This is a genomic window from Dermatophilaceae bacterium Sec6.4, from assembly GCA_039636865.1.
Taxonomy (GTDB): Bacteria; Actinomycetota; Actinomycetes; order Actinomycetales; family Dermatophilaceae; genus Allobranchiibius.
In genome coordinates, this window is sequence record CP144172.1 from 665,042 (window position 1) to 688,620 (window position 23,579).

Here is a 23,579-nt window from a genome sequence, read left to right on the forward strand (position 1 = left end):
TGGTGAGGGGGTAGCTATTGCAGCACCCTCGCTACACGATGCAACCTCCGGCAAATGTTCTGAGTGCGGGGAGCCGGGGCGGGCGGGTGGCTTCAGATGCCAGAACTGCCCCGCGCATACTAACAAGTGATGAACTCTTTGCTGCGAATGCCGGTCGCGGGCGCCCAGCGCGCCTTGGGAGAACTTTTGCGCTCGAAGGTGGCCGGTGACGACGCGCCCGCGAAAGCCAAGGGCATCTGGGAAGCCGAGGGACCGCGCTGGTTCACCGAAGCCGACCCGATCTGGCGGGTGCATGCGCACGCGGCGATGTTCCCCGGTGGGGTTGCCGCATTGCTGCTGCAGTCTCTGCATCCGTCCGCGATGGCCGGAGTCGCCGGGCACAGCGGGTACCGCGGCGATCCGTGGGGGCGGTTGCAGCGCACGAGCTACTACATCGCGGCCACCACATTCGGCACGATCGCGCATGCCGAGGAAGTCATCGAGCATGTCTCCTCGATCCACCAGCGGGTGCGCGGCAAGGACGACGAGGGCGTGCCGTACTCCGCATCCGATCCTGCTCTGCTGAGCTGGGTGCACATCGCCGAGATTCACAGCTTCCTGGCGGCGTATCAGATGTACTCCGGTAGCCCGCTGACCGCTGATGAAGCCGATACCTATGTCTCCCAGGCGCGTACGGCGTCCACTCTGCTCGGTGCGACCGACCTGCCAACGAACGTGGGGGAGTTGCGCGAGCAGCTGCAGGACCACCGCAAGATCTTGCGGTCAACACCTGCAGCAGTCGATGCCGGGCATTTCCTGCTGCGCGAACCGCCGCTGCCGTTCGGTGCCCGCCCGGGATACCTGCTGGTTGCGCGCGGTGGCGTTGCGGCGCTGCCGATGTGGGCGCGTCGAGGGCTGAATCTCTCAGGATTCGATCTCGTGCGCCGCGCCGACACCGTCGCTGGCAGCCTCAGCGTCGCCACCATCACCTGGGCGATGTCCAGCCTGCGCGATGCTGACGCGCAGGCCAGCTAGCGCTACTTCTTCGCATCCTTGGCGAGTTGCTTCTCGCGCTTCTCGACAGCCTTCTGAGCGGGCGGCGCGAGCTGGCCGGTGGAACGGGTGTAGTACTCGGCGACCTTGCGCTCGACCAGAGTCGCAACGCCCGCGAGGAGGGCAGCCGACAGGACGGCATACAGCGTGGCCTCGGTGTGCGAGCGCTCCGGCTCGTACTGGTCCTCGGGCGCCTTGCTGCCGGTGGCAGCAGCCCACCCGGTGTCGGTGAGCTTCATCGCGACCTTCTTGGACACGACGCTCGTCCCGAGGGACATGACCTTCCAGGCAATCGAACCCATGAGTGGACCTTCCGACGTGAGCAAGTGGGGTTTGGCCCAAACCTACCCCGAGCACGTGGCCGGGCGCCCGACGTGCGTATCGTCATCCTCGGAAACGACAGGGGAGCGCAGCAGCGCTGAGAGTGCGGATAGGCCGCAGACCCTCGAACCTGATCCGGTTAGTACCGGTGTAGGAAGTCTCGAGGCCCCTCGATAAGAGGAGGTCGATTCCAGGTGAAGTACACGAAGATGTCCACTGCAGCCGTGCTGGCGATGACGATGCCCGTGCTTGCCGGGTGCTCGTTGAGCAGCACCGGCGCAAGCCCCACCGCCAGCGGCGCCAAGGTTTCAGGCGCATCAACTACCGGTGCGAAAGGTTCGGGCTCAACGGGTTCGGGCGGCGCGGTGACCAACAAGAACGTTGTCCTGGTCACCCACGACTCGTGGGCTGTGCCCAAGCCGGTGCTCGCGGCGTTCACCAAGGAGACGGGGTACAAGGTCACCGTCCGCGCCTCCGGCGATGCCGGTCAGCTCTCGAACTCCTTAGTGCTCACCAAGGGCAACCCGACCGGGGACGTCGTCTTCGGCGTCGACAACACCTTCGCGTCCCGGGTGGCCAAAGCCGGCGTCCTGGAAAGCTACTCACCGAAGCTACCGGCAGGGGCGGCGAAGTACGCGCTGACCGGTGCAGCGGCCCCGGTGCTCACCCCGATCGATTTCAGCGACGTATGTGTGAATGTCGACGACGCGTGGTTCACGGCCAAGGGCAAGACCCCGCCTGCCGGCCTGGACGACCTGACGAAACCGGCGTACAAGGGCCTTTTCGTCAGCCCTGGTGCCGCGACGTCCTCACCCGGTATGGCGTTCTTGCTCGCCACCATTGCGAAATACGGCGACTCCAAACAGGACGGATGGCAGCAGTACTGGAAGAAGCTGATGGCCAACGGCACCAAATTGACCAGCGGGTGGAGTGATGCGTGGGGTGTCGACTACACCGCCGGAGGTGGAAACGGTAGTCGGCCGATCGTGTTGTCCTACAACACGTCTCCCGCTGACACCGTGAAAGCAGGGAAGTCGACGACGTCGGCCCTGATGAACACCTGCTTCCAGGAGCAGGAATACGCCGGCGTGCTGAAGGGTGGCAAGAACTCGGCCGGCGCGAAGGCCTTCATCCAGTTCATGCTCGGCAAGACCTTCCAGGCCGCGATGCCCGCCAATATGTACGTCTTCCCGGTCGATGCGAGCGTGGCGCTTCCCGCCGGGTGGAACTCCTATGTCAAGACCCCCGCGAAGCCGCTGAGCATCCCTGCGGCGCAGATCAGCGACCAGCGCGACACGTGGATCACGCAGTGGCAGAACGCGACGTCCTGACGCTGCGATCACAGCAGAACCCGCTGCGCGCCAACACCCTTCGCAGGCGCGCAGCGGGCTGGTGGCCACTGCTGGTGGCGATCGTGCCGCTGGTCTTCCTGTCGATCTTCTTCGTGTTGCCCGTGGGCGGGATGATGGCGCGCGGTCTTCATCCGGATGGTCACTGGGCGCTCGGCGACGCATTGGGGGTCTTCGGTCGCAGCCGCCAGCAGCGGGTCGTGCTGTTCACGCTCGGCATCGCAGCAGTCGGGACGATCGCCACCACGCTGCTCGGCCTGCCCGTCGCCTACGCTCTCTACCGGCTGCGGATCCCGGGCGCGGGCATCCTGCGGGCGATCGTCGTGACGCCGTTCGTGCTGCCCACTGTGGTCGTCGGTGTGGCGTTCCGGACGCTGCTCACCAGCTCCGGTCCACTCGGATTCCTGGGACTCGACGGGGGCTGGATCGCAATTGCTCTCGCATTGGTCTTCTTCAACCTCTCGGTCGTCGTGCGCACGGTCGGCAGCGCGTGGGCCGGCCTGGACGCCCGACCGCAGGATGCGGCCGCCGCCCTGGGAGCCAGCCCCGCGCAGGTCTTCCGGACGGTCACGCTGCCCGCTCTCGCGCCGACGATCCTGTCGGCGGTCACTATCGTCTTCCTCTTCTGCGCCACGGCATTCGGAGTGGTGCTGACCCTCGGCGGATTGAAATACAGCACGATCGAGACCGAGATCTACCTGCAGACCACCGACATCCTGGACCTGCGGACCGCAGCCGTGTTGTCGATCGCCCAGTTCCTCGTGGTGATCCTGCTGCTCGTCGTCGTCGAGCGGGCCCGCGCCGGGGTCACGCCGACCCCGCAACGGGCCGGCGTGAGCGCGCGGCGTCGTCCCGCCCGCCACGACCTGCCGGTACTCAGCGCGACCGCCGCGGTCGTCGCGTTCCTGATCCTGCCCATCGCCAGCCTCGTGGTCCGCTCGCTGCAGGCGAACGGCGGGTGGAGTCTGGAGAACTACCAACGGCTGAGCGGCGTCGGGGACGGCAACGCGCTTCTCGTGCCGGTCATCGACGCGATCACCAGCTCCTGGCGCATCGCCATTGATGCGACCCTGATATCGGTAAGCCTCGGACTCGCCGTGGCGGTCGTCATCTCCTACCGTCCGAGTGGGCAGGCCGGCGGGCATGCGGGCGGCAAGCGCACCCGTCGTATCGCGGTGCTCGATGCGCTCTTCATGCTGCCGCTCGGCATCTCCGCAGTGACCGTCGGGTTCGGCTTCCTCGTGACGCTCGACAAACCGCCGCTGGACCTGCGTAATTCTCCCTACCTGATCCCGATCGCCCAGGCGCTGGTTGCGCTGCCGCTCGTCGTGCGGACCGTCGCGCCCGCCCTGTCCGCCATCGACGACCGCCAACGTCAGGCGGCGGCCAGCCTCGGCGCAGGCCGGTGGGGCGTGATCGCGACCGTCGACCTACCCGTGATCTGGCGGCCGCTGCTGGCCGCGACCGGTTTCGCCTTCGCGGTCTCACTCGGCGAATTCGGGGCCACCAGTTTCTTGGCCCGGCCGGAGAACCCGACGCTGCCCGTCGTCATCTATCAGCTGATCGGGCACCCCGGCGGGCAGAACTTCGGGATGGCCCTGGCAGCGTCGGTGCTGCTGGCCGCGATGACCGCTGCGGTGATGGCCGGCGTCGAAGGCCTGCGGGTCGGATCGGTAGGTAGGTTCTGATGGGTGAATTGCGTATCGACGCCGTGAGCGTGACCTTCGACGGGGCGCCGGCGCTGAATGGGATCGATCTCGTCGTGCCCACCGGTCGGACGCTGGCGGTGCTCGGTCCGTCCGGTTGCGGCAAGTCCACCCTGCTGCGCGTAGTTGCCGGGCTGCAGCAACCCGATCGCGGGCGGGTCAGTTTCGATGGGGCCGACGTCACGGACACCCCTACTCATAAGCGTGGGTTCGCGCTCATGTTCCAGGACGGGCAGCTCTTCGCTCACCTGGATGTCGCCCAGAACGTCGGGTACGCGCTCGCCCGCCGTCGGGTGCCCAAGAAGCAGATCCGCTCCCGCGTCGCCGAGTTGCTCGAGCTGGTGGGGCTGTCCGACATGCCGGACCGGCGGCCGGGATCTTTGTCCGGGGGCCAGCAGCAGCGCGTCGCACTCGCCCGGGCGCTCGCCGCGAAACCACGCCTACTGTTGCTGGACGAACCACTCTCGGCGCTGGACACGGCCCTGCGGGAGCAACTCGCCGTGCAGGTACGCGACGTACTGCACGCCACTGGGACGACGGCGGTGCTCGTGACCCACGACCAGGGCGAGGCCTTCGCCATTGCCGACGACGTGGCGGTGCTCCGCGCCGGGCAGTTGATCCAACACGGTGCGGCGCTGGACGTTTGGCGGCACCCGGCCGACGCCGACGCGGCGCTTTTCCTCGGCTATCAGAGCGTGCTGCCCGCGACCGTCGGCGAGTTGGTCGGGCACCCCGGTCGCGGCACCGCGTTGCGCCGTGGCGCTTTCACCTGCGATCCCGACGGCACGTTGGGCGCGACGGTCGTCTCCAGCGTGATCGGGCCCGACGGGCTACGGCTGCTGGTCGATGCCGATGGCCTCGGCCGGGTGCATGCGGGCATGAGCGGGGTCGATCTGTTCGGCATGGCTGCGAACGGGATGGCTCCCAACGGGGCGGGTGGCACCCGCGCGGGCAGCGCCGTACCGCCCATGGGTGCCCGGGTCCAATTGCTGGTCGATGTGCAGAAAGTCGCCGAGCTGCCCTGAGCACAGCAACCATCCATGAGGGATACAGGGTAGTTATCTAGTATCTCCGGCGATGACTTCACTCCAGAAGACCGCCACCGCGCAGTCCACCGACTGGGTTCTGGTGCGACGGCTGGCGATCGGTGGATACCTGTTCATCCTGGCGGTGACGAGCGTTCTGTTCGGGCTGCCGTTGGACCGCATCCCGATCACGCTGTGGGTGATCGCGGGACTCGCCTGTGCGAGCGTCGGCCGCGGATGGCGCGCGTTCGGGCGGGTGCTGTTGGACTGGTTGCCGTTCGAGGCGGTGCTGCTCGCCTACGACTTCAGCCGCGGTTTTGCCGGACAGTTCGACGAGGGCGGCCTGACTCCGCGTGACGGGGCGCACAACATCATCGGGGCACCACTGCACACTGTGCTCCCGATCGACGTGGACCGGACGCTTTTCGGCGGCACGCTACCGACTCAGTGGATGCAGGCGCATCTGCACAATTTCGCCCACCCTGCCTGGTACACGGTCTTTTTCAGTCTCAGCTACTTCAGTCACTTTCTGGTGACTCCCATCGTTGCTGTCGTGTTGTGGATCTGGTCGAGGGAGCGGTTCAGGGCGTGGGTCTACTGCGTACTGGGGCTGTCGATCATCGGACTCGCGGGGTATTTCGTTTTCCCGATGACCCCGCCGTGGCTCGCGTCGCAGCAGGGCTATATCCAGGGCGCGCCGGTGGGTCGGTATGCGGGTGAGGGTTTCGATCTCCTCAACCTGCACCCTTTCGCGAATGCGCTCGCGTTCGGTCAGGCGAAGTCGAACCTGGTGGCGGCAATGCCGTCGCTGCACGAGGGTTTCGCGGTACTGACCGCGGGATTCTTCCTGTTCGGGGCGCGCTGGTGGGTCAAATGTCTCCTGGTCTGCTACCCCCTGCTGATGGCCGTGACGCTGGTCTACTCCGGTGAGCACTACGTCATCGACGAGATCGCTGGCGCGTTGTGTGCGATTGCTGTGTTGGCGACGTGGCGACTGTTGCGGCGGTTGCGACGACACCGGCAACGGTCCTGCACCGACCCCAGTTTCCCGCCACTCGACCGGCGAGTCGTCAGCAAATCGACCTAGAACGCGATGTTCCCCGCACTGGGTCGGCGAGTGCGCCAGCCTCGGGGTGCCCATCCAGGATGCGGCTCCGTCGACCCCCTCGTATCAGCTCGGGAAGTGCCGGACGGTCAGGATCTGCTCGGCCCGCCCTACAGGTCCCTGGATGTCGCTGAGAGTGGTGGACGTCAGGCCGATACCGTCGCTGCCGAAGGACACTGCAACGTCCAACCCGACCCACGAGGGGTCCGGCGTCCGCAGCAGGTAGATGCCGAGGTCGACGTTGGGATACATCAGCTCATGGGGGCGCGCTCGCGTGGCGCTGCCGTTGGCCGCGTCGACGAGCATGATGAAGGATGCGATGGGATCGACGTCCTCATCGGCCAGGAGTGCCGCCGCGCTACGCACCCACACCGCGCGGCGACCCTCACGCCCACCAGGGGCGGTCCGCCATTGCAGCGACGCGATGAACTTGCCGCCCCATTCCGTGCCGCCTACCGCGTATTCCTCGCACTCCTGCGGGGGTGGGATGGTCGCGAGTTCGTTGCCTGCCACGTCGGCGGTATCGGTGAGTACCAGCCGCCAGGCGCGCGCCCGTACGACGACCCGTCCACCGATGACCGCCTCGGCCTCCAGCAGCTCGATGGTCCGACCGGGGCGGATCGTGCGCACCTCGATGTGAGTGTCTTCCAGCGGAATCAGCCCGAGGATCTCAAAGCTCAGGCGGGCGATCCGCATGCCCGTCCTCGGCTCGTGTTGGACCAGCGCCTGCGTGATGAGCCCGCTGATCGGGGCCATGTGCTGCTCGTCGTCGCGCCAGGCGCCCTGCACGCTGATGCTCGGGCGGTAGTCATCCGGGCCGAGGCGGGAGTAGAACGCGGGCACCTGCTGAGTGGGCGAAAGGGAGGCTGACGTCATACCCAGCACGGTACGAGACTGAGCGGCCGCGAAGGTCATGGAGGGCACGAAGGGGATGGAGTGGAGGTCACGGGTGATGCGCAAGCTGGGTTCCGGCTGGGAGATCGACATGCGCACGGTAAAAGGCGTCTGCTTTCGGTCTGAAGTTGGGCACGCTTCTTGTGCGGCGAGGGGCGCGGCCCGAGGGTTCGACATGCCGGCTGATCGTCGGCCCAGTCCCGCCAAGGAGATCCCGAATGCGTACTTCCCCCTTTGCTGTAGCCCTCGCGTTGGCGTCGGCGTCAGCGCTCGCTGCAGCGGTTGTTCCCGCCGCTTCGGCCACAGGTGTTGCCGGTGCTAACTCTCACGCCCGGCAGGCTCACTCGTGTTCGCAGTCGGTGGCCAAGGGCTATTCGACCTGCTTTGCGGTGAAGTTGGAAGATGCGAGAGGCATATCGGTCAACTCGGCGGGCCGAACGATCACCCCGCACGCGATCTCGGGCAAGACGCCCACTGACATCCGTGGCGCCTACAAGTTGTCCGGCCTGTCCTCCGCCGGGCGTACCGTCGCGATTGTCGACGCGTACGGCTACCCGAACGCCGAGCGCGACCTCGGTGTCTACCGCAAGCAGTTCGGTCTCGCCGCGTGCACCAGGGCGAACGGCTGCCTGACGGTGATGAGTCAGACCGGGAGCAAGACCTCGCTGCCCGCCACCAATGTCGGGTGGGACCAGGAGCAGGCGCTCGACCTAGACGCCGTATCGGCAGCGTGTCCGGACTGCAAGATCCTGCTGGTCCAGGCGAAGTCGGCGTCCAATACCAACCTGGGGACGGCGGTCAACAAGGCCGCTGGGCAGGCCGGCGTTGTCGCGATCTCCAACAGTTACGGCGGCGGCGACAGCTCGGACGCCACGTACGGCAGGTACTACAACCACCCCGGTATCGCGGTGACCGCGTCGACCGGGGACAACGGCTATCAGGGCGCGAGCTACCCCGCGTCGTCCCACTACGTGACCGCGGTGGGCGGTACGTCGTTGACAACATCTTCGAACGCCCGCGGTTGGACCGAGTCCGCGTGGAGTGGTGCCGGGTCAGGGTGCACGACCTACAACAGCGCCCCCAGCGGACAGAATTCGACACTGACGCACTGCTCAGGGCGTGCGATGGCCGACGTGTCGGCGGTTGCGGACCCGAATACCGGTCTCGCGGTCTACGCGCCGACCAGTTCGACCGCATCCTCATGGGCCCAGTACGGCGGCACGTCGCTGTCCTCACCGATCGTGGCATCGGTCTACGCCCTGTCAGGCAACACCGCCGGGTACGCGAACACATTGCCCTACGCGCACACCTCGGGATTGTTCGATGTAACCAGCGGTAGCAACGGCTCGTGCTCGTACTACTGCTCCGCGCAGAACGGCTGGGACGGCCCCACCGGGCTGGGCACCCCGAACGGCACGTCAGGCTTCTAAAGCCTCGATCTCGAACAACAAGGACGCCCCCGTTGCCACTGTCGGCTACGGGGGCGTCCTTGGTTGAAGAGGCGGAACCCTTGACATAGCTATTCACTGTGTGAATAGTTGAGCCATGTCGACAGGTCACGTAGTGCTGGGGCTGCTCTCACGGGGGAAGCAGCACGGCTACGACCTGAAGAAGGCGCACGACGATCGCTTCCCGTCCGCGAAACCACTCGCGTACGGGCAGGTCTACGCCACGCTGGAACGACTGCACCGCCAGGGTCTCGTCGAGGCCGTGGCGGTGCAGCGTGTCGACGGGCCCGACCGCACCGTCTACGCCGTCACCGACGCCGGGCGTGCAGCTCTGCAGGACTGGCTCGATGAGATCGAAGAGCCGTTCGCATTTGTCGCAAACCCGCTCTCGGTCAAGGTCACGATCGCGTTGCTCGCTACCAGCCAAGGGCAGGCGATCTCTTTCCTGCGCCGCCAGCGCGCCGCGCATCTGGACCGCATGCGGCACTTCACCAAGGTCAAGGTCAACCCTGCCTCGCCACTGGACGAAGTCCTCAGTGCCGATTACGCGCTCTCCCACCTGGACGCCGATCTGCGCTGGATGGACTCCGCTCTGCAACGCGTCACCGCACCCACCAAGGGAAATCAGCCATGACATCAACTGCCGATCTTCCTGACGACGCCGTTCCTGGAGCAGCCCCGGGCGGGCCACCTGCGGGCGTTGCGCTGCGGGCCCGCTCGGTCGTCGCTTCCTACGGCCGGGAACCGGCGCTGAAAGGTGTCAGCCTGACCCTTCACACCGGTGAGATTCTCGCGGTGACCGGGCCATCCGGCTCCGGCAAGTCAACGCTGCTGATGTGTCTCGCCGGGATTCTGTCGCCCGATGCAGGAGATGTCTTCTACGGCGACCGGCGGATCAGCGGCGAGAGCGAAGCGATGCGTTCGCGCCTTCGGCGACGCGAATTCGGGGTGCTGTTCCAGTTCGGTCAGCTCGTGCCGGAACTGTCCGCCGCCGAGAACGTCGCTCTCCCATTACTGCTGGACGGTAGGCGACGCGGTCCGGCCATGGTTGCTGCGATGACCTGGTTGCAGCGATTCGATGTCGGCGCTCTGGCCGATGTCCGACCGCCACAGATGTCCGGCGGGCAGGCGCAGCGGGTGGCGATCGCCCGCGCGATGGTCACCGAGCCGCAGATCCTCTTCGCCGACGAACCGACCGGGTCCCTGGATTCGCTGAACGGCGAGCAGGTGATGACCCAGGTAACGCGAGTGGTCCGCGAGGCGGGCACCAGCGTCATCCTGGTCACTCACGATGCGCGCATCGCGGCATACGGCGACCGCGAGATCCAGCTGCTCGATGGCCAGTTGGCCGATGTATCTGTTGAAGGCGAACACCTGCTCGTGGGGCATGAGCAGTCATGAGTAGGGCGCGGGGGCCGCGGCTCTCGACCATTGTGCGGCTCGCTCTGGCCGGTGGTCGATCGGATGCGTTGCGGATCGTGTTGACAGTGGTCGGTGCGCTCGTTGCTACGTCGATGTTGCTGTTGGGGGTGGCAGTCACGCAGATCGGACCTCGCGACGGTCCGTACTTCACCGACCTGCTCAATCAGTCGGGTCTGCACCCGGGTGTCGTCTTCGCGATGGTGATGCTGAGCCTGGTGACCTTGTCCTTCGTCGGGCAGTGCAGCCGGATCGGCGCTCCGGCGCGCGATCGTCGGTTGGCTGCCATCCGGATGGCGGGCGGTACTCCTCGAGACGCTCGCACCATCCTCGCTGCTGAGACGTTCGGCTCCGCGTTCGTGGGGGCTCTGCTTGCCGGCATCCTCTATCTCGTCATGCACCGGTGGTTTCCGATCGGCAAGAAACTTGAGGTGGGCTTTCAGGTGGACGGCCAACCGCGTGACCGGCAGCTCGTCCTGCCGACCGATGTGCTGCCGCATCCCGTGGCGTTCATCGTCGTGCTCCTGGTCGTCCCGGTGGGAGCCTCGCTCCTCGGACTGGTGGCGCTGCGGAGGACCGCGCTCACGCCTTTCGGGGTGACGCGGCGGATCGCGCACCGCCCGCCCGCCATCGCGCCAGTGGTCATCTTCCTCATCGGTGCAGTGGGTCTGGCCGGATTCTCCGTAGTCCCAGTGGCGCGGGTCGGCTTCAACCTGGTGTTCTTCCTACTCATCCCGGCACTTTTCGTGCTGACGGCTGTCGGGGTCATCTTCGGATCGGCATCCTTCGCCTACTACCTGGGTCAGGTGCTGGCATCGCGCACCCGTCGACCCGCAGTGCTGATCGCATGTCGGCGGATGGTCGACGCCCCGTTCACAGCCAGCCGATCGAGCGCCGCGGTTGTTCTTGCCGTACTGATCGGTGCCGGAGCCCAAGGGCTGCGCGCGAACTTCCTCATCGCGACCAGCGAAGACGGGAACCCGGACAACTTCTTCATCACCGCGTTCGACCTGGTGGACATTGTGCTGGCTATCGCGATCGGCATCGCCGTCGCAGGCTTGTTGGTGGTTGCTGCGGAGGGCGTCGTCACGCGTCGGCGTACGTTGGCGGCCCTGGTCGCGACCGGCGTACCGCGTCGCACGTTGGCCATCGCGACGTTGCTGGAAGTGATTGCGCCGTTGGCACCCGCAGTGCTGGTGACCACTTTCGTCGGTGTGCTCGCGGCGCGAGGTGTCTACGGCACGAGCGCAGACCTTAACCTCAATGGACGCACGAGATCGGTGGCGATCCCGATTCCCTGGGTCAACCTGACCGTGCTCGCGGCGGGGACGTTGCTCGTCGCGACGGCGATCACTGCGCTGTCGCTGCTGTTCCTGCGTCGGGCCACTGACCTCACCGAGCTGCGTACCGCCGCCTGAACCGTCGTTTGTAAGAGGCCGTTTGCCGTGGTGTGCGACGTCTTTCGGAATAATTGACGGCACCCGTAAGGCTGGCGCCAATACGTATTCAGAGGGGTGTGGGTAACTTCTTTCCTGTACTGCGGAATGAGGGGGATGTGGATAACTTGCTTTGAGCAATATTTCCTTCTGAATGGCTATTTGTGGCCGGTTTTCTCTTGCGCTGCACTTCGAAGATATGTACGATAGAGGAGTCAGGTAAAAGCTGAAAACAATCGTAAGGAGGGGGAGCCATGGTCTATTCGGACATTCACAATGAGTTGGTGTCTCCCCTGCCAGTTATCCCGGCTGAGCCGGGAATGGGTGCACAACCTTACCGAGCTTTTGGCTACCTTTGCATCATCGTTGGATAGGTGGCCTGGCGCATTGTTCCAATTGGACGAGAATGCTCTGGGCGAGGCCGTCGCCACCATGCTGACCCTGGTCGGGCGTGCGGAGAAAATCGCCGCGTTGGCGACTGCTGAGGCACTGACGCGGGGGACCGTCGCGAACTCAACGGCCACCGGTGCACCCGGGTGGGTCGCGCAGCACGCGACTGGCGTTGATCCGGTCGTTGTGCACCGGGTCGGTGCAGTGGGGGCAGAGTGCGCCAACCCCAGGAATGCGGTGGTAGCGCAGTGCCTCGCGGTCGGTTCTGCCTCGGTCTCGGCGGCTGCGGTGGCACTACGCGAAGTGCCGCGGGTGCTGAAGTATCTTCCGGGCGCAGATCGCGACGCCATGACGCTGCGGTACCTGTCGTTGACGTCGTTCGGGTCGCGGGCGTTGAAAGAGTTAAGCACCCGGATCATCGGTGAGTTCGCTCCGGAGCAGCTGGTGCGTGAAGAGGAAGTGCAGCAGCAGCGTGAGTCGCTGCGGTGGCTTGACCTGTCCTGCGGGCTGACCCGACTGGAAGCAGACCTGTCAGCCGGGGCCGCGGTCAAACATGCATTGCAGTTCTTATCGGCGCCGGCAGCGCAGCCCTGCCCTGCCGGTCCGCCGATAAGCGGCCCTGACGGCCCTGCCGGCCCTGACAGAGCCGGGGCCGGTCAGGCGTTGGAAGCTTGGGTTACTCCTCCTGAGCGTGATGTACGTACGCCGGCGAAACGTCGGGCCGATGCGCTGATGCGCCTGATCTCGACGGCCGCCGACGTTTTGGATGGCACTGCGGCTCGGCCGGTCGGCGAGGTCGGTGGTAGCGCAAAGCTCGTCGTGACCCTCGACTACGACAGCCTGGTCGCGGGTCTGCAGGGAACCGGTCACCTCGATGAAGCCGGGCATCTCACTGAAGCCGGGCGGCTGATCGGACGGGGCGACCTCAGCGTCGCGCGCGGTGCCGTCGACCCGACGTACCTGCCTGGAATCGGTCGCACCAGCGACGGGGACTACGTCGATGCGGGAACCCTGCGGCAGCTCGCCTGTGACGCGGATCTGATCCCGATGGTCCTGGGCGGAGCATCCGAACCGTTGGATGTGGGCCGCGCGAAACGCCTCTTCACCGGCGCGCTGCGCGCAGCGGTCATCCAACGGGATCAGGGGTGCACCTTCCCGCACTGCGATCGGCCACCGGACTGGTGCAACGCCCATCATGTGAATCCGTGGTGGTCCGGCGGGCAGACGACTCTGAGCAACGCGGCGCTGTTGTGCGCGCGCCATCACACGATCGTGCACCGGGACCTGCTCACCGCCTACGTCGGCGCCACGGGGGTTACCTGGGATCTCACCCCCGGACTGATGCCGAAGATGGCGAGCTGAGCCGGCCGTGGTCTCACCGACTCCGATACTGCGCAGCCAGATCGCGCCAACCCCACAACCAGCGCCGTGGTTGTTGCAGCAGCGCAAGAACGCCGGGCCGGTCGCGCTGAAAACCACGGCCGACCCGGCGGACCAACTACCTCAAGCTCCGATTTGCTCAACCGGCGGTGCTGACCTCCAGCTCACCATCGGCGTAACGCTGACGCAGTACCTTCTTGTCGAACTTGCCGACGCTGGTCTTGGGCACCTCGTCAATGACGGTCCAGCGCTCCGGCAGCTGCCATTTGGCGACCTTGCCGTCCAGGAATTCCCGCAGCTCGTCCGCGCTGGTCGTCGCGCCCGAGCGCAGCACCACCGCAGCCAACGGGCGTTCGCCCCACTTCTCATCCGGCACCCCGACCACGGAGGCCTCCACGACGTCCGGGTGGCCCATGATCTGGTTTTCCAGGTCCACCGAGCTGATCCACTCACCACCGGACTTGATGACGTCCTTGGATCGGTCGGTGAGTACCAGGAATCCGTCGTGGGTGAGCTTGCCGACGTCGCCCGTGCGTAGCCAGCCTTCGTCGAATTTCGCTGCCGCGTCGTCGATCTCGCTCTCGGACTCGGTGCCGTTGGAGTAATACGAACCGGTGATCCACGGCCCGCGCACCTCGATCTCGCCGACACTCTCGTTGTCCCAAGGCTGGGTCTGCCCGTCCGGTCCCATGACGCGCGCCTCGACACCGCAGAGCAACCGGCCCTGCGACGCGCGGTAGTCCCAGTACTCCTTCGACTCGTACTCGACGGCGCCGGGAGGGGAGGCGAGCGAGCCGACCGGCGACATCTCGGTCATCCCCCAGCCGTGGATGATCTCGATACTGTGCCGGTCCTGGAAGGCCTTCATCATGGAGGGCGGCGCAGCAGACCCGCCGATCATCAGCATCCGGCAGGTGGAGACATCTGCTTCCTCGTTCGCGTCCAGATACTGCAGCAACGCGTTCCAAACCGTCGGTACTCCGGCCCCGGTGGTTATCTTCAGGTCCCGGATCATCTGAGCCAGCGGCTCCGGCTGCAGATATTTGCCGGGCATCACCAACGATGCACCGGAGGTCATCGCGCAGTACGGATAGCCCCACGCGTTCGCGTGGAAGAGCGGCACGACCACGAGGAACTTCTCGGCCTGGCCGATGCCGAGGGCGGCAGTGACACCGGTCGCATGCAGGTAGTTGCTGCGGTGGGAGTAGACAACACCCTTGGGGTTGCCGGTGGTGCCGGAGGTGTAGCACATCGATGACGCACAGTTCTCGTCCAGATCTTCTGGCCAGTCGAAGGTGTCGATCTGTCCGGCGAGAAGCTCATCCCACTGGCGGACACTTTCGATGTGGTCCAGCGCTGCCATCGAGGCGCAGACCTCGTCGCTCACGTCAGTGCCGTTGATGATCACGTGACGCACGTTGGTCAGGTGCGGTAGGACCTGCGAGAACGGCTCGGCCAGGCTGTCATCGACGATGACGACTTCACTGCCGCCGTGCTGAGCGGTGTAGATGAGCTGCTCGGGGAAGAGGCGGATATTGATGGCGTGCAGCACTGCGCCCATCGACGGCACCGCAAGATACGCGGCGAGGTGTTCGGTGTTGTTCCACATGAATGTGCCGACGCGCTGGTCGCCGGTGATGCCCATACCGCGCAGAGCATTGGCGAGGCGGGCGCTGATCTTGCCCACCTCGCCATAGGTCGTGATTTCGGGTCCGTCCGCCTTCCAGGTGGTCACGGTGGAGTCGGCATGCACAGTCGTGCCGAACCGCAACAGGTTCGAGATCAGTAGAGGTGTGGTCTGCATGGTGCTCTTCATGTGACCAGAGTCTCATTCGAATGTGACTCCCGGGTAGGAACCCTCCAACCTCACCATCGGAAGGTCGGACGATTGCCGTACCTCGACGGGTTTCTGCGGCCGGGTGAAGTCGGGGTCAGCCGGTGACGCCCAGGTGTGTGGTGGGCGCCGACGGGGTCGGGGGCTGCGACGGTCCCTGTTGCTTACTACCAACGGTGACCGTCCGCGAGATCTTGGAGGTCAGGAAAAGATCTGTCACCCCGCAGAAGGACTGCGTGATGGTGACGACATGCTGTCCGGGGCTGACGCTTGTGGTGATCGGATCGCGACGGACGCGTACCGCAACCAGGGGGTCGGACTGGGTGCATTGCAGGCTGCCCGCGTCCGCTCCGCCGACCACCTTGCCATCGACGAGGACCTGATAGCTGCCCAGGTCCGCCTCGGCATCGGCGGAGTTCTTCGCGTAGACCTTGCCGGACAGGACGGCTGCGACTGAAATGGAGGAATTCTGAACTGTGATCAAGGGATCGACGTCGAGATAGGCGTCGCTCGGGTTGGCCTGCCCAAGCGGCACCTCGCGGGTAATGGTCGATGTCTGCATCTTGCCGTTGTCCCCGCAGTAGGTAACTGAAATCTTCACGGAATTCTTGAGAGAGACCGATGTGACGGATAGTGCGGGCTCGGTCTGCGTGTAGGGCACGAGCAGCGCGGACGCGAGGCAGGGTGAGGAACCGGCTGGGTTGCTTCCGCCGAGGTCCTTGCCATTCACTGTGACGTCGTAGTTGAAGACCCCCGTGTCGGGGTAGCGCGACTGCGCCGCTCGCACCTTGCCGGAGATGGTGGCGCCGACGTTGATGGTGTCACCCTTGACCGAGATGTGCGGGTCGATGTTCAGGTACGCGCCGGTGTGCGCCGAGGTCGACGATGCAGTCGGCGTCGAGGCGTGCCCTGATGCTGCTGCTCCGATCGTCGCACCCGCTGCCAGGACCCCGACACCGACGGATATTGCGAAACGACGTGAACTGGACACGATGACTCCCCTGTTTTCGTCGGCGTCAATCGCCGGCCTAATGAATAGACGCTCGAAGTATGTCGGGCGGTTGGTCGCTTTCCGGTAACGGTTCGGCGACACAATGGCAATGTGTGGAGGAAGGCAACGACCGGGCGGCCTGCAGCGTGGGAAGTGGCCGGGCTCGAGTGGCTCGCTGACGCGAAAGGGGCCCGCATCGTGCGGGTGCTGGAGCGCGACGCTACTGGCCTGGCTGGGTTTGGTTGGCTCGGCTTGGCCGAACTGACCTCCTCGCCCCCGTCCCGAGCTGCTGCGGAGGATTTCGGGAGGGCGCTCGCGGCCACCCATGCAGCCGGTGCCCCGGCGCACGGCGTGGGGCCGGACGGGTGGGGTGGCGACGGATACCAGGGCCCGAACGAGCACCTGCTGCCGCTGCTGTTAAGACCCTGCCAGAGGTGGGGTCAGATGTATGCCGAGCTGCGGATCCGGCCCCTGATGCATCATTCCCGTTGGCTGCAGGGGCCTGAGTTGGAGGCGCTCTGCGATCGCCTGACGGCCGGTGAATTCGACACTGATGATGCGCCTGCACGTATTCACGGTGACCTCTGGTCCGGCAACGTGATGTGGACCCCGGACGGTGTCGTGCTCATCGACCCATCCGCGCATGGCGGTCATCGCGAGTCCGATCTGGCGGCGTTGGGACTCTTCGGATGCCCGCAGCTGGAGCGCATTCTCGCGGCGTACGACGAGTGCGCGCCACTGGCCGACGGCTGGCGCGGCCGGGTGGCGCTGCATCAGTTGCAGATGGTCGCCATGCACGCCGTCGTCTTCGGCGGCGGATACGCCGATCAGGCGATCCGTATCGCTCGTCAATACCTGTAGGCCGGCCATCGGGGCCGCCCACTGGAGGTGACGCGCAGACCGCCCGTTCGTCGGCTCGGGTCGAGTCGCGGTCAGAACAAGTTGACGGCGCGGGCAGCCACGAGGGTGAGGCTGAGCACCGACACCACCCCGCCGAGCATGAACAGCATCTTGGCCCGCGGACTGACCGGCATCGTGTCCGTCGGGCTGAATGCAGTCGCGAGCGTGAAGGCGGTAAACAGGTAGTCGGTGAAGCACGGCAGGAACGCGGTGTCGTGCACGTCCTGCATCTGCGGGAAAAGCAGGTCCGGGTGCTCGCTGTCCCGCGCCTGCTCCGGGTTGCGGGCGAACGGCCCGCCCCGGTCGATTTCCCAGAAGAGCACTGCGTTGGCCGTGATGTTGGTCAGCTCGATCACCACGGCAGCAACGATCATCTGGTGGGCGGACACCTTGCCGCCGGTGGATATCGCGAAGACCAGGCGGGCCAGGTTGAGCGCATTGACCCCCAGGACGCCCAGCGCGGAGGCCAGCGCGACAATCCGGATGGCAGGTGCCTCGCGGTGCAACCGGATGGGATCGGACAGCACCAGCGGCAGCAGCAGCAGCGCCTGTACTGCCGGCATCAGCCACGACGGACCGAGCGAAGCCTGTTCGGGCAGGAAGAATTGCAGCACGAGGGCCAGGGCGACCAGCGCGCTCGCCGGCCATCGCCGCATCGATCTGCGTGGCGTTCTACGGAGATCCCTCACAACCGGTCAATCTAGGCGCACCGGGAGGCCCGGGTGTGCATCGCCGGGCGCTTGCGCATAGATTCACTATCTCCTACCGAGGAGGACACTGCGTGGCAAGCATGCGCGCGCTCTTGGCGGACACTGAACCGCTCAAGACGCCGGAGTTCCGGCGGTTGTGGACTGCTGACATCGTCACTCTGATCGGCGCTCAGCTGACAGTGGTCGCGGTGCCCGCCCAGATCTACGGCCTGACCCGCAGCTCCGCCTACGTCGGGCTTACCGGTGTCTTCGGTCTCGTCCCGCTGGTCGTTTTCGGGCTGTACGGCGGTTCGTTGGCCGACGTGATGGACCGGCGCACACTGTTGCGGATCACGACTGTCGGGATGATCGTCAGTAGCGGACTCTTCTGGGTGCAGGCGCTGATGGGGTTGCGCAACATCTGGTTGCTGCTCGTGCTCTTCTCCTTCCAACAGGCGTTCTTCGCCGTGAATCAACCCACGCGATCGGCGGTGCTGCCGCGCATCCTGCCTCCTGAGCAACTGCCGGCGGCGAACTCTCTGACGATGACGGTCTTTCAGTTCGGGGCGATCGGCGGCCCGCTGGTCGGCGGGGCACTGCTGCCGGTATTCGGCTTTTCGATGCTCTATCTGCTCGACACGCTGTTCCTGTTCGCCACGTTGCGGGCGGTGATCGCGTTACCTCCCCTGCCACCGGACGGCACCGCGAAGAAGGCCGGACTGCGTTCTGTCCTGGATGGATTCGCCTACCTCAGTCACCACAAGGTGCTGCTGATGTCATTCGCAGTCGACATCATCGCGATGCTGTTCGGGATGCCCCGCGCGCTCTTCCCGCAGATCGCGCACGAATCCTTCGGGGGTCCCGCAAACGGTGGCCTGGCCTTTGCGTTGCTCTTCGCCGCGATCCCTGCTGGTGCCGTCATCGGTGGCGTCTTCTCCGGATGGGTCTCGCGCACCGAACGCCAGGGCGCCGCCGTCATTGCGGCCATTCTGGTGTGGGGTGTCGCGATCATCACCTTCGGCCTCGCGGTCGGGTTTGCGCACGGCAGTCACGCAACGACGCTCCTGGTGGTCGCGTTGCTGGCTCTGGCGGTCGCTGGTGCGGCCGACATGGCGTCCGCGGCGTTCCGCTCCACCATGTTGATGACCGCGGCGAGCGACGACGTGCGAGGTCGACTGCAGGGTGTCTTCACCGTCGTCGTCGCGGGCGGTCCGCGGTTGGCGGACGTCGCGCACGGTGGGGCTGCCGCCATCGTCGGCACCTCGGCTGCTGCCGCCGGTGGTGGGGTACTGGTCGTGGTCGGTGTGACGGTCGCCGCGATCGCGGCACCGGTGTTTGTGCGCTACCGGGTCACCAGGCCCGATCGGATCATCGCATCGGTCAAGGGTTGAGTGCGCTCGCGTCCGGAGCAGCTCGAATGCGTCGTCTCGAAGGCGTTGTCTGTGATCGATTCTCCCTGGTGCATTGTCAGAGGCAGGGTGCACGATGAGCGGACTGGACGAGAACCGGAGGGTTTCATGACGAACGAGTCAGGACGTAGGACGAGGATCGCGGGCAGTGGGCGTGATGCCGTGCGCGGCGTGCACGCTGTGCAGCAGGTGGCCGACGACCGGCAGATCCAGGTAACGCTGGTGCTGCGCCGCCGGGACCAGCTACCGCCACCTGACAAGGGCGCGCCGGTGATGGGCAGCGCCGAGTTCGGCGCGCAGTACGGCGCCGATCCGGCCGATATCGCCGCAGTCGGGCAGGCCGTGACGGCTGCCGGCGCCGAGGTCACGATGACCGATGTGCCCGGTCGCAGGGTCCAGGTGCGTGGCAGCTACGCCGTCCTGAAGCAACTGTTCGAGGTCGACCTGCAGGATGTGCAGCTGCCTGGCGGGCAGAGCGAACGTGGCGCCTTCCGGATGCGCACCGGGTCGGTGTCGGTACCGGTGGAACTGGGCGACGCCGTCGTTGCCGTGCTGGGACTGGACAACCGCGACCAGGCACGCGAACGGGTCGCATTCGCGCGGGCGGTGTCCACGTCGTACACGCCCGTGCAGTTGGGGAAGGTCTACCAGTTCCCGGCAGGCACCGACGGTACTGGGCAGACCGTTGCCATCATCGAGCTCGGCGGAGGGTACGCACAGCAGGACCTCGACACGTATTTCACCGGGCTGGGGGTCGGCTCGCCGAACGTCACCGCCATCGGGGTCGACGGGGTACAGAATGCGCCGACCGGCGATGGGAACGGCCCGGACGGCGAGGTACTGCTTGATATCGAGGTCATCGGTGCGCTCGCACCCAAAGCCGAGATCAAGGTCTATTTCGCCCCCAATACCGACGCCGGCTTCCTCAACGCGGTGACCGAGGCGGTGCATGCCACACCCGCGCCGGCTGCTGTCAGCATCAGCTGGGGTCAGAGCGAGGACCAGTGGACTGCCCAGGCGCGTACTGCGATGGATGCCGCGTTCGCGGACGCCGGAGCGCTCGGGGTCGTGGTCACCACGGCTGCGGGAGACAACGGATCCAGTGATGGTGATACCAGTGGCGTGCACTGCGACTTTCCCTCCTCCAGCCCGCACGCGCTCGCCTGCGGAGGCACTTCGCTACAGGCGAGCGACACCACCGTCAGCTCCGAAACGGTCTGGAACAACGGTGGGACCACTGGTGCCACGGGTGGCGGAGTCTCCGACGCGTTCGCGCTGCCGGGCTACCAGTCCGCCGTCGGGGTCCCGGCTCGCGCCGCGGGCGGAGCCGGTCGGGGTGTGCCTGACGTCGCGGCGGTGGCGGACCCGGCAACGGGATACCAGGTGCGCGTCGACGGCACCGATACGGTCATCGGCGGTACCTCGGCGGTCGCGCCGCTCTGGGCCGCCCTGGTGGCGCGCCTCGTGCAGGCCACCGGGCGGCAATTTACCGACATTCACGGCACGTTGTACGCCGGGGCGATCTCAGGCGTCGCACCAGCGGGTTTTCGGGACATCATCAGCGGGTCGAACGGTGCCTACAGTGCCGGGCCCGGATGGGATGCCTGCACGGGCCTCGGTGTCCCTGTCGGCACGGACCTGCTGCGGCGGGTCAGCACCACCTGAAGCCGCCGAGCAAGAAAGCCGAGCAAGAAAGTTGTACGAACGTGCGCGCTCGACAGGGCGCGCACGTTCGTACAACTCGCACCTTCAAATGGCTCGAGCTCAGTCGCGGACCGCGGCAGCCGCGTCCAGCGCCTCGGCGACTTCTTTGCTCCACTGCGACGCCTCGCGTGCCTCGCCACTCGTGGCGTCGCGCGCAGCGGCCGCCTGGTCCAACCTGCGTAGCTCGTCGCGCACCAGCCACGCCTGATGCGGGTGTACCCGCCAGGCGAGATCGGTCAGGGCGCGGTAGAGCGCACGCAGCACGACCGGGTCGGACACGCCGTACAAGCGTGGCTGACGCAACGCATCGTCAACGATCCTGCCCAGATCGGGGCGACGGAGTACGACGCGCAGAGCGCCGCCATCGTCGTACAACCGGGCGTCGCCCAGGTTGCGGCGGGCCAGCATGCACAGGATGACCGAAATGTGGGAGATGGCGTGCACCGCTGTCGTCGGGTCATTGATACCGGGCGACAGGGCCTTGTTGGCCACGTCGCTCAGCTGCCGCAGGCCGTATCCGATGTCCTGGGTGTCGGTGCGCTCCATTCCGGTGTGCAGGCAGGCGCCCAGGTGCTCGGACAGATCGACCGGCTCGGCGTCCGGATCATCTGGTTGGTAGTAACCGAGGGGCACCTCGGCGACCACGAAATCCCCGGGCATTCGGTCGATGACCAGGGTGAGGTGATGTTTCACCGCCATCGCCAGCAGCTCCTGCTCGTCGACCCGGATGAGGAAACCGCTGGTATGTGAGCAGACATAACGGGACGTAGGGCCGTAGGCCGACACCGACCCACCGGAGATCACGTCATCCTGTGATGCGGGCTCAGTGACGTCTTCGACGACCTCGAGGCAATCGGTGGCAACCTTGCACAACAGCACTTCGGCCCGAATCTGCCGTACGAGGTGCGCGAGGAAGAGCACCAGGCCCAGGACGCTGACAACTCCCAGGACAAAAGAGAGCGTGACCGCGAGTTGCGGCACGAACGCCGATGAGGTGGATCCTTCGCTGCGCACGGCGCGCAGCACGGTGAGGGAGTACGCGAAGGTCCCCAGGAAGAGCGCCAGGGTGATCTGGACGAACAAGTCGCGGGTGAAGGTTCGTAACAGGCGCGGGGAAAACTGGCTGCTGGCCAGCTGCAGGGTCACCACGGTGAGTGAGAACGTCAGCGAGGTAACGGTGATCAACGAGCTGGCAACCGTGTCCAGCAACTGTCGCGCCGCGCCGGCATCGCCGCCGAAGAGGATCCCGTCCAACCACCCCGACACATTCCCGTCGATGTTCTCGTCCAGTCGCGGGATGAACAACCCGGCCAGGACCGCGATGAGGACGACGATGGCCGGAATGGGCCACAACTGGGTGCGCAGGCTGTCGCGCACCTGAGCAGCCCACCCACCAACCCGGCTCACGCGGCATCCTTCGGCGGGCGGGCGACGTTCTGGGTGCACTGTTCCACGCGCTCATCCTCCTACACCCACCAGTCATCGCGTTTGTGGTCGCTGGCGACGCAAACGCGGTCCGAAAGGGGCCCGAATGCTTCCGTTGTGGTCGCTGGCGACCACAACTATGGTCGCTGGCGACCACAACTATGGTCGCTGGCGACCACAACGCGGAGGGAGGGACGGGGGAGGGACGGAACGGGAGGCGGTGCTCAGCTGCGACGTCGGCGAATCGCGAGCAGCGACCAACCCCCGCGCTCACCTTCGGCGCCGGGCTTCGCAGTGGTCACGTTGCCGTCCGAGGCCGGCACGTCCGAGCCACGGAAGACCGCGAGCTGCACGAGCGGTCCGACGATCGCCCCGTACACCCGCGGCATCAGGTGGAAGCCGAGGGTCGCGATCTTGTTGGCGGGCCCGACGTCGACGTGCCGACGGGGTTTCTCGATGCAGTCGACCACGGCACGCGCCATCGTCACGGGTGACAACACCGGCGGCGGCGGCGCGGGCTCGCGGCCGGTGTAGTTGGCTGCTTGCTCGTAGATGGGTGTGTTGATCGCACCCGGTGACACCTCGCTGATGTGGATGCCGGGGGCGTCCCTGGTCTCCAACTGCAGGGTGCGGATCAATGCCAGTTGCGCCCACTTTGCGGTCACGTACGCGCCCATCTGCGGCACCACGATGTGCCCGAGCAGCGAGTTGACCACGATCAGCGACCCATGGCCCTGGCTGCGGAACACCGGCATTACGGCGCGCGCGAGGTTCGCGGTGCCGTGTACGGCGATGTCGACGACGGTGTCGAAGATGTGCGCGGGCACGTCCTCGATGCGTCCGTAGGCCATCACCTGTGCGGTGTGCACCACCACGTCGAGGCTGCCGTGCTCCGCCGTGATGGCCAGCACCGCCCTGCTCACCGCCGCTGCGTCCAGCAGGTCGGCGGGAGCGGTCGTCGTGCCCGCGCCCAGCTCGTTCGCCACGGCTGTCAGCCGGTCGGCGTCGCGGGCCATCAGCACGACCCGGTAGCCGCGGGCGATCAACTCGCGGGCGCTGGCCAGCCCGATACCCGAGCTGCCACCGACGACGAGTGCGACCTCGGCTCTCATCGCGCCACCG

At 66.1% G+C, this 23,579-nt stretch carries 20 protein-coding genes and 1 riboswitch; of the genes, 13 read left to right on the top strand and 7 right to left on the bottom strand.

The genetic code is table 11. From position 1 onward, the window contains the following. The first annotated feature begins 129 nt into the window (after window positions 1–129). Window positions 130–1,014, top strand: a complete 885-nt coding sequence (locus V3G39_03220) for an oxygenase MpaB family protein (protein XAS77063.1) — start codon at window positions 130–132, stop codon at window positions 1,012–1,014. A gap of 2 nt (window positions 1,015–1,016) precedes the next feature. Here V3G39_03220 and V3G39_03225 read toward each other — a convergent pair whose 3' ends face one another. Further along, window positions 1,017–1,334 (bottom strand): DUF4235 domain-containing protein, encoded by a 318-nt coding sequence (locus tag V3G39_03225; GenBank protein ID XAS77064.1) that lies wholly within the window; start codon window positions 1,332–1,334, stop codon window positions 1,017–1,019. Window positions 1,335–1,423: 89 nt separating this feature from the next. Further along, a riboswitch (TPP riboswitch) is annotated at window positions 1,424–1,527 on the top strand. A 20-nt stretch (window positions 1,528–1,547) separates the two neighbouring features. On the opposite strand from V3G39_03225, the gene V3G39_03230 reads away from it, so the two are divergent. Genes V3G39_03230 through V3G39_03245 form a run of 4 tightly spaced genes read left to right on the top strand, consistent with a single transcriptional unit; the run spans window position 1,548 to window position 6,520 of the window. Beyond that, window positions 1,548–2,684 (top strand): thiamine ABC transporter substrate-binding protein, encoded by a 1,137-nt coding sequence (locus V3G39_03230; protein XAS77065.1) that lies wholly within the window; start codon window positions 1,548–1,550, stop codon window positions 2,682–2,684. Next, on the top strand, window positions 2,663–4,390 hold the full coding sequence (locus tag V3G39_03235; protein XAS77066.1) for an iron ABC transporter permease: 1,728 nt from the start codon (window positions 2,663–2,665) through the stop codon (window positions 4,388–4,390). The genes V3G39_03230 and V3G39_03235 overlap by 22 nt, the downstream gene beginning before the upstream one ends. Continuing rightward, on the top strand, window positions 4,390–5,433 hold the full coding sequence (locus tag V3G39_03240) for an ABC transporter ATP-binding protein (protein ID XAS77067.1): 1,044 nt from the start codon (window positions 4,390–4,392) through the stop codon (window positions 5,431–5,433). The genes V3G39_03235 and V3G39_03240 overlap by 1 nt, the downstream gene beginning before the upstream one ends. A 52-nt stretch (window positions 5,434–5,485) precedes the next feature. Next, window positions 5,486–6,520, top strand: coding sequence for a phosphatase PAP2 family protein (locus V3G39_03245; protein XAS77068.1), 1,035 nt, complete (start codon window positions 5,486–5,488; stop codon window positions 6,518–6,520). A gap of 84 nt (window positions 6,521–6,604) precedes the next feature. On the opposite strand, the gene V3G39_03250 is transcribed toward V3G39_03245, so the two are convergent. Beyond that, window positions 6,605–7,414, bottom strand: a complete 810-nt coding sequence (locus V3G39_03250) for a thioesterase family protein (GenBank protein ID XAS77069.1) — start codon at window positions 7,412–7,414, stop codon at window positions 6,605–6,607. 236 nt (window positions 7,415–7,650) lie between these two features. Between V3G39_03250 and V3G39_03255 the strand changes: the two genes are divergently transcribed. The 5 genes from V3G39_03255 to V3G39_03275 all read left to right on the top strand — a co-directional run bounded on the left by V3G39_03255 (window position 7,651) and on the right by V3G39_03275 (window position 13,487). Then, complete coding sequence (locus V3G39_03255) at window positions 7,651–8,862, top strand: hypothetical protein (GenBank protein ID XAS77070.1); 1,212 nt, start codon at window positions 7,651–7,653, stop codon at window positions 8,860–8,862. Window positions 8,863–8,977: 115 nt separating this feature from the next. Beyond that, window positions 8,978–9,514 carry a PadR family transcriptional regulator gene (locus V3G39_03260; GenBank protein ID XAS77071.1) on the top strand — a complete coding sequence of 179 codons (537 nt, stop codon included), beginning with the start codon at window positions 8,978–8,980 and terminating at the stop codon, window positions 9,512–9,514. Continuing rightward, complete coding sequence (locus tag V3G39_03265; protein XAS77072.1) at window positions 9,511–10,281, top strand: ABC transporter ATP-binding protein; 771 nt, start codon at window positions 9,511–9,513, stop codon at window positions 10,279–10,281. Before V3G39_03260 ends, V3G39_03265 begins: the two co-directional genes overlap by 4 nt. Next, window positions 10,278–11,717: an FtsX-like permease family protein gene (locus V3G39_03270; protein ID XAS77073.1), complete on the top strand. Its 1,440-nt coding sequence runs from the start codon at window positions 10,278–10,280 to the stop codon at window positions 11,715–11,717. The genes V3G39_03265 and V3G39_03270 overlap by 4 nt, the downstream gene beginning before the upstream one ends. 405 nt (window positions 11,718–12,122) lie before the next feature. Beyond that, window positions 12,123–13,487 (top strand): DUF222 domain-containing protein, encoded by a 1,365-nt coding sequence (locus tag V3G39_03275; GenBank protein XAS77074.1) that lies wholly within the window; start codon window positions 12,123–12,125, stop codon window positions 13,485–13,487. A gap of 157 nt (window positions 13,488–13,644) precedes the next feature. Here the strand turns inward: V3G39_03275 and V3G39_03280 are convergent, their stop codons facing one another. Both V3G39_03280 and V3G39_03285 read right to left on the bottom strand, forming a co-directional pair. Continuing rightward, complete coding sequence (locus V3G39_03280; protein XAS77075.1) at window positions 13,645–15,309, bottom strand: long-chain fatty acid--CoA ligase; 1,665 nt, start codon at window positions 15,307–15,309, stop codon at window positions 13,645–13,647. A gap of 127 nt (window positions 15,310–15,436) precedes the next feature. Next, window positions 15,437–16,330 (bottom strand): hypothetical protein, encoded by an 894-nt coding sequence (locus tag V3G39_03285; GenBank protein XAS77076.1) that lies wholly within the window; start codon window positions 16,328–16,330, stop codon window positions 15,437–15,439. Between the two features lie 111 nt (window positions 16,331–16,441). Here V3G39_03285 and V3G39_03290 point away from each other — a divergent pair, with 111 nt between their 5' ends. After that, window positions 16,442–17,191 (top strand): fructosamine kinase family protein, encoded by a 750-nt coding sequence (locus tag V3G39_03290; protein ID XAS77077.1) that lies wholly within the window; start codon window positions 16,442–16,444, stop codon window positions 17,189–17,191. Window positions 17,192–17,262: 71 nt separating this feature from the next. On the opposite strand, the gene V3G39_03295 is transcribed toward V3G39_03290, so the two are convergent. Further along, on the bottom strand, window positions 17,263–17,886 hold the full coding sequence (locus tag V3G39_03295; protein XAS77078.1) for a hypothetical protein: 624 nt from the start codon (window positions 17,884–17,886) through the stop codon (window positions 17,263–17,265). A gap of 134 nt (window positions 17,887–18,020) precedes the next feature. Between V3G39_03295 and V3G39_03300 the strand changes: the two genes are divergently transcribed. Further along, window positions 18,021–19,310: an MFS transporter gene (locus V3G39_03300; protein ID XAS78169.1), complete on the top strand. Its 1,290-nt coding sequence runs from the start codon at window positions 18,021–18,023 to the stop codon at window positions 19,308–19,310. Window positions 19,311–19,436: 126 nt separating this feature from the next. Beyond that, the gene (locus V3G39_03305) at window positions 19,437–20,993 is read left to right on the top strand and encodes a S53 family peptidase (protein XAS77079.1); all 1,557 of its coding nucleotides are present in this window, start codon (window positions 19,437–19,439) and stop codon (window positions 20,991–20,993) included. Window positions 20,994–21,092: 99 nt separating this feature from the next. Here the strand turns inward: V3G39_03305 and V3G39_03310 are convergent, their stop codons facing one another. Together V3G39_03310 and V3G39_03315 are read right to left on the bottom strand one after the other, a co-directional pair. Continuing rightward, the gene (locus tag V3G39_03310) at window positions 21,093–22,439 is read right to left on the bottom strand and encodes a DUF2254 domain-containing protein (GenBank protein XAS77080.1); all 1,347 of its coding nucleotides are present in this window, start codon (window positions 22,437–22,439) and stop codon (window positions 21,093–21,095) included. Window positions 22,440–22,681: 242 nt separating this feature from the next. Beyond that, window positions 22,682–23,569, bottom strand: a complete 888-nt coding sequence (locus V3G39_03315; protein ID XAS77081.1) for an SDR family NAD(P)-dependent oxidoreductase — start codon at window positions 23,567–23,569, stop codon at window positions 22,682–22,684. Between the last annotated feature and the right edge of the window lie 10 nt (window positions 23,570–23,579).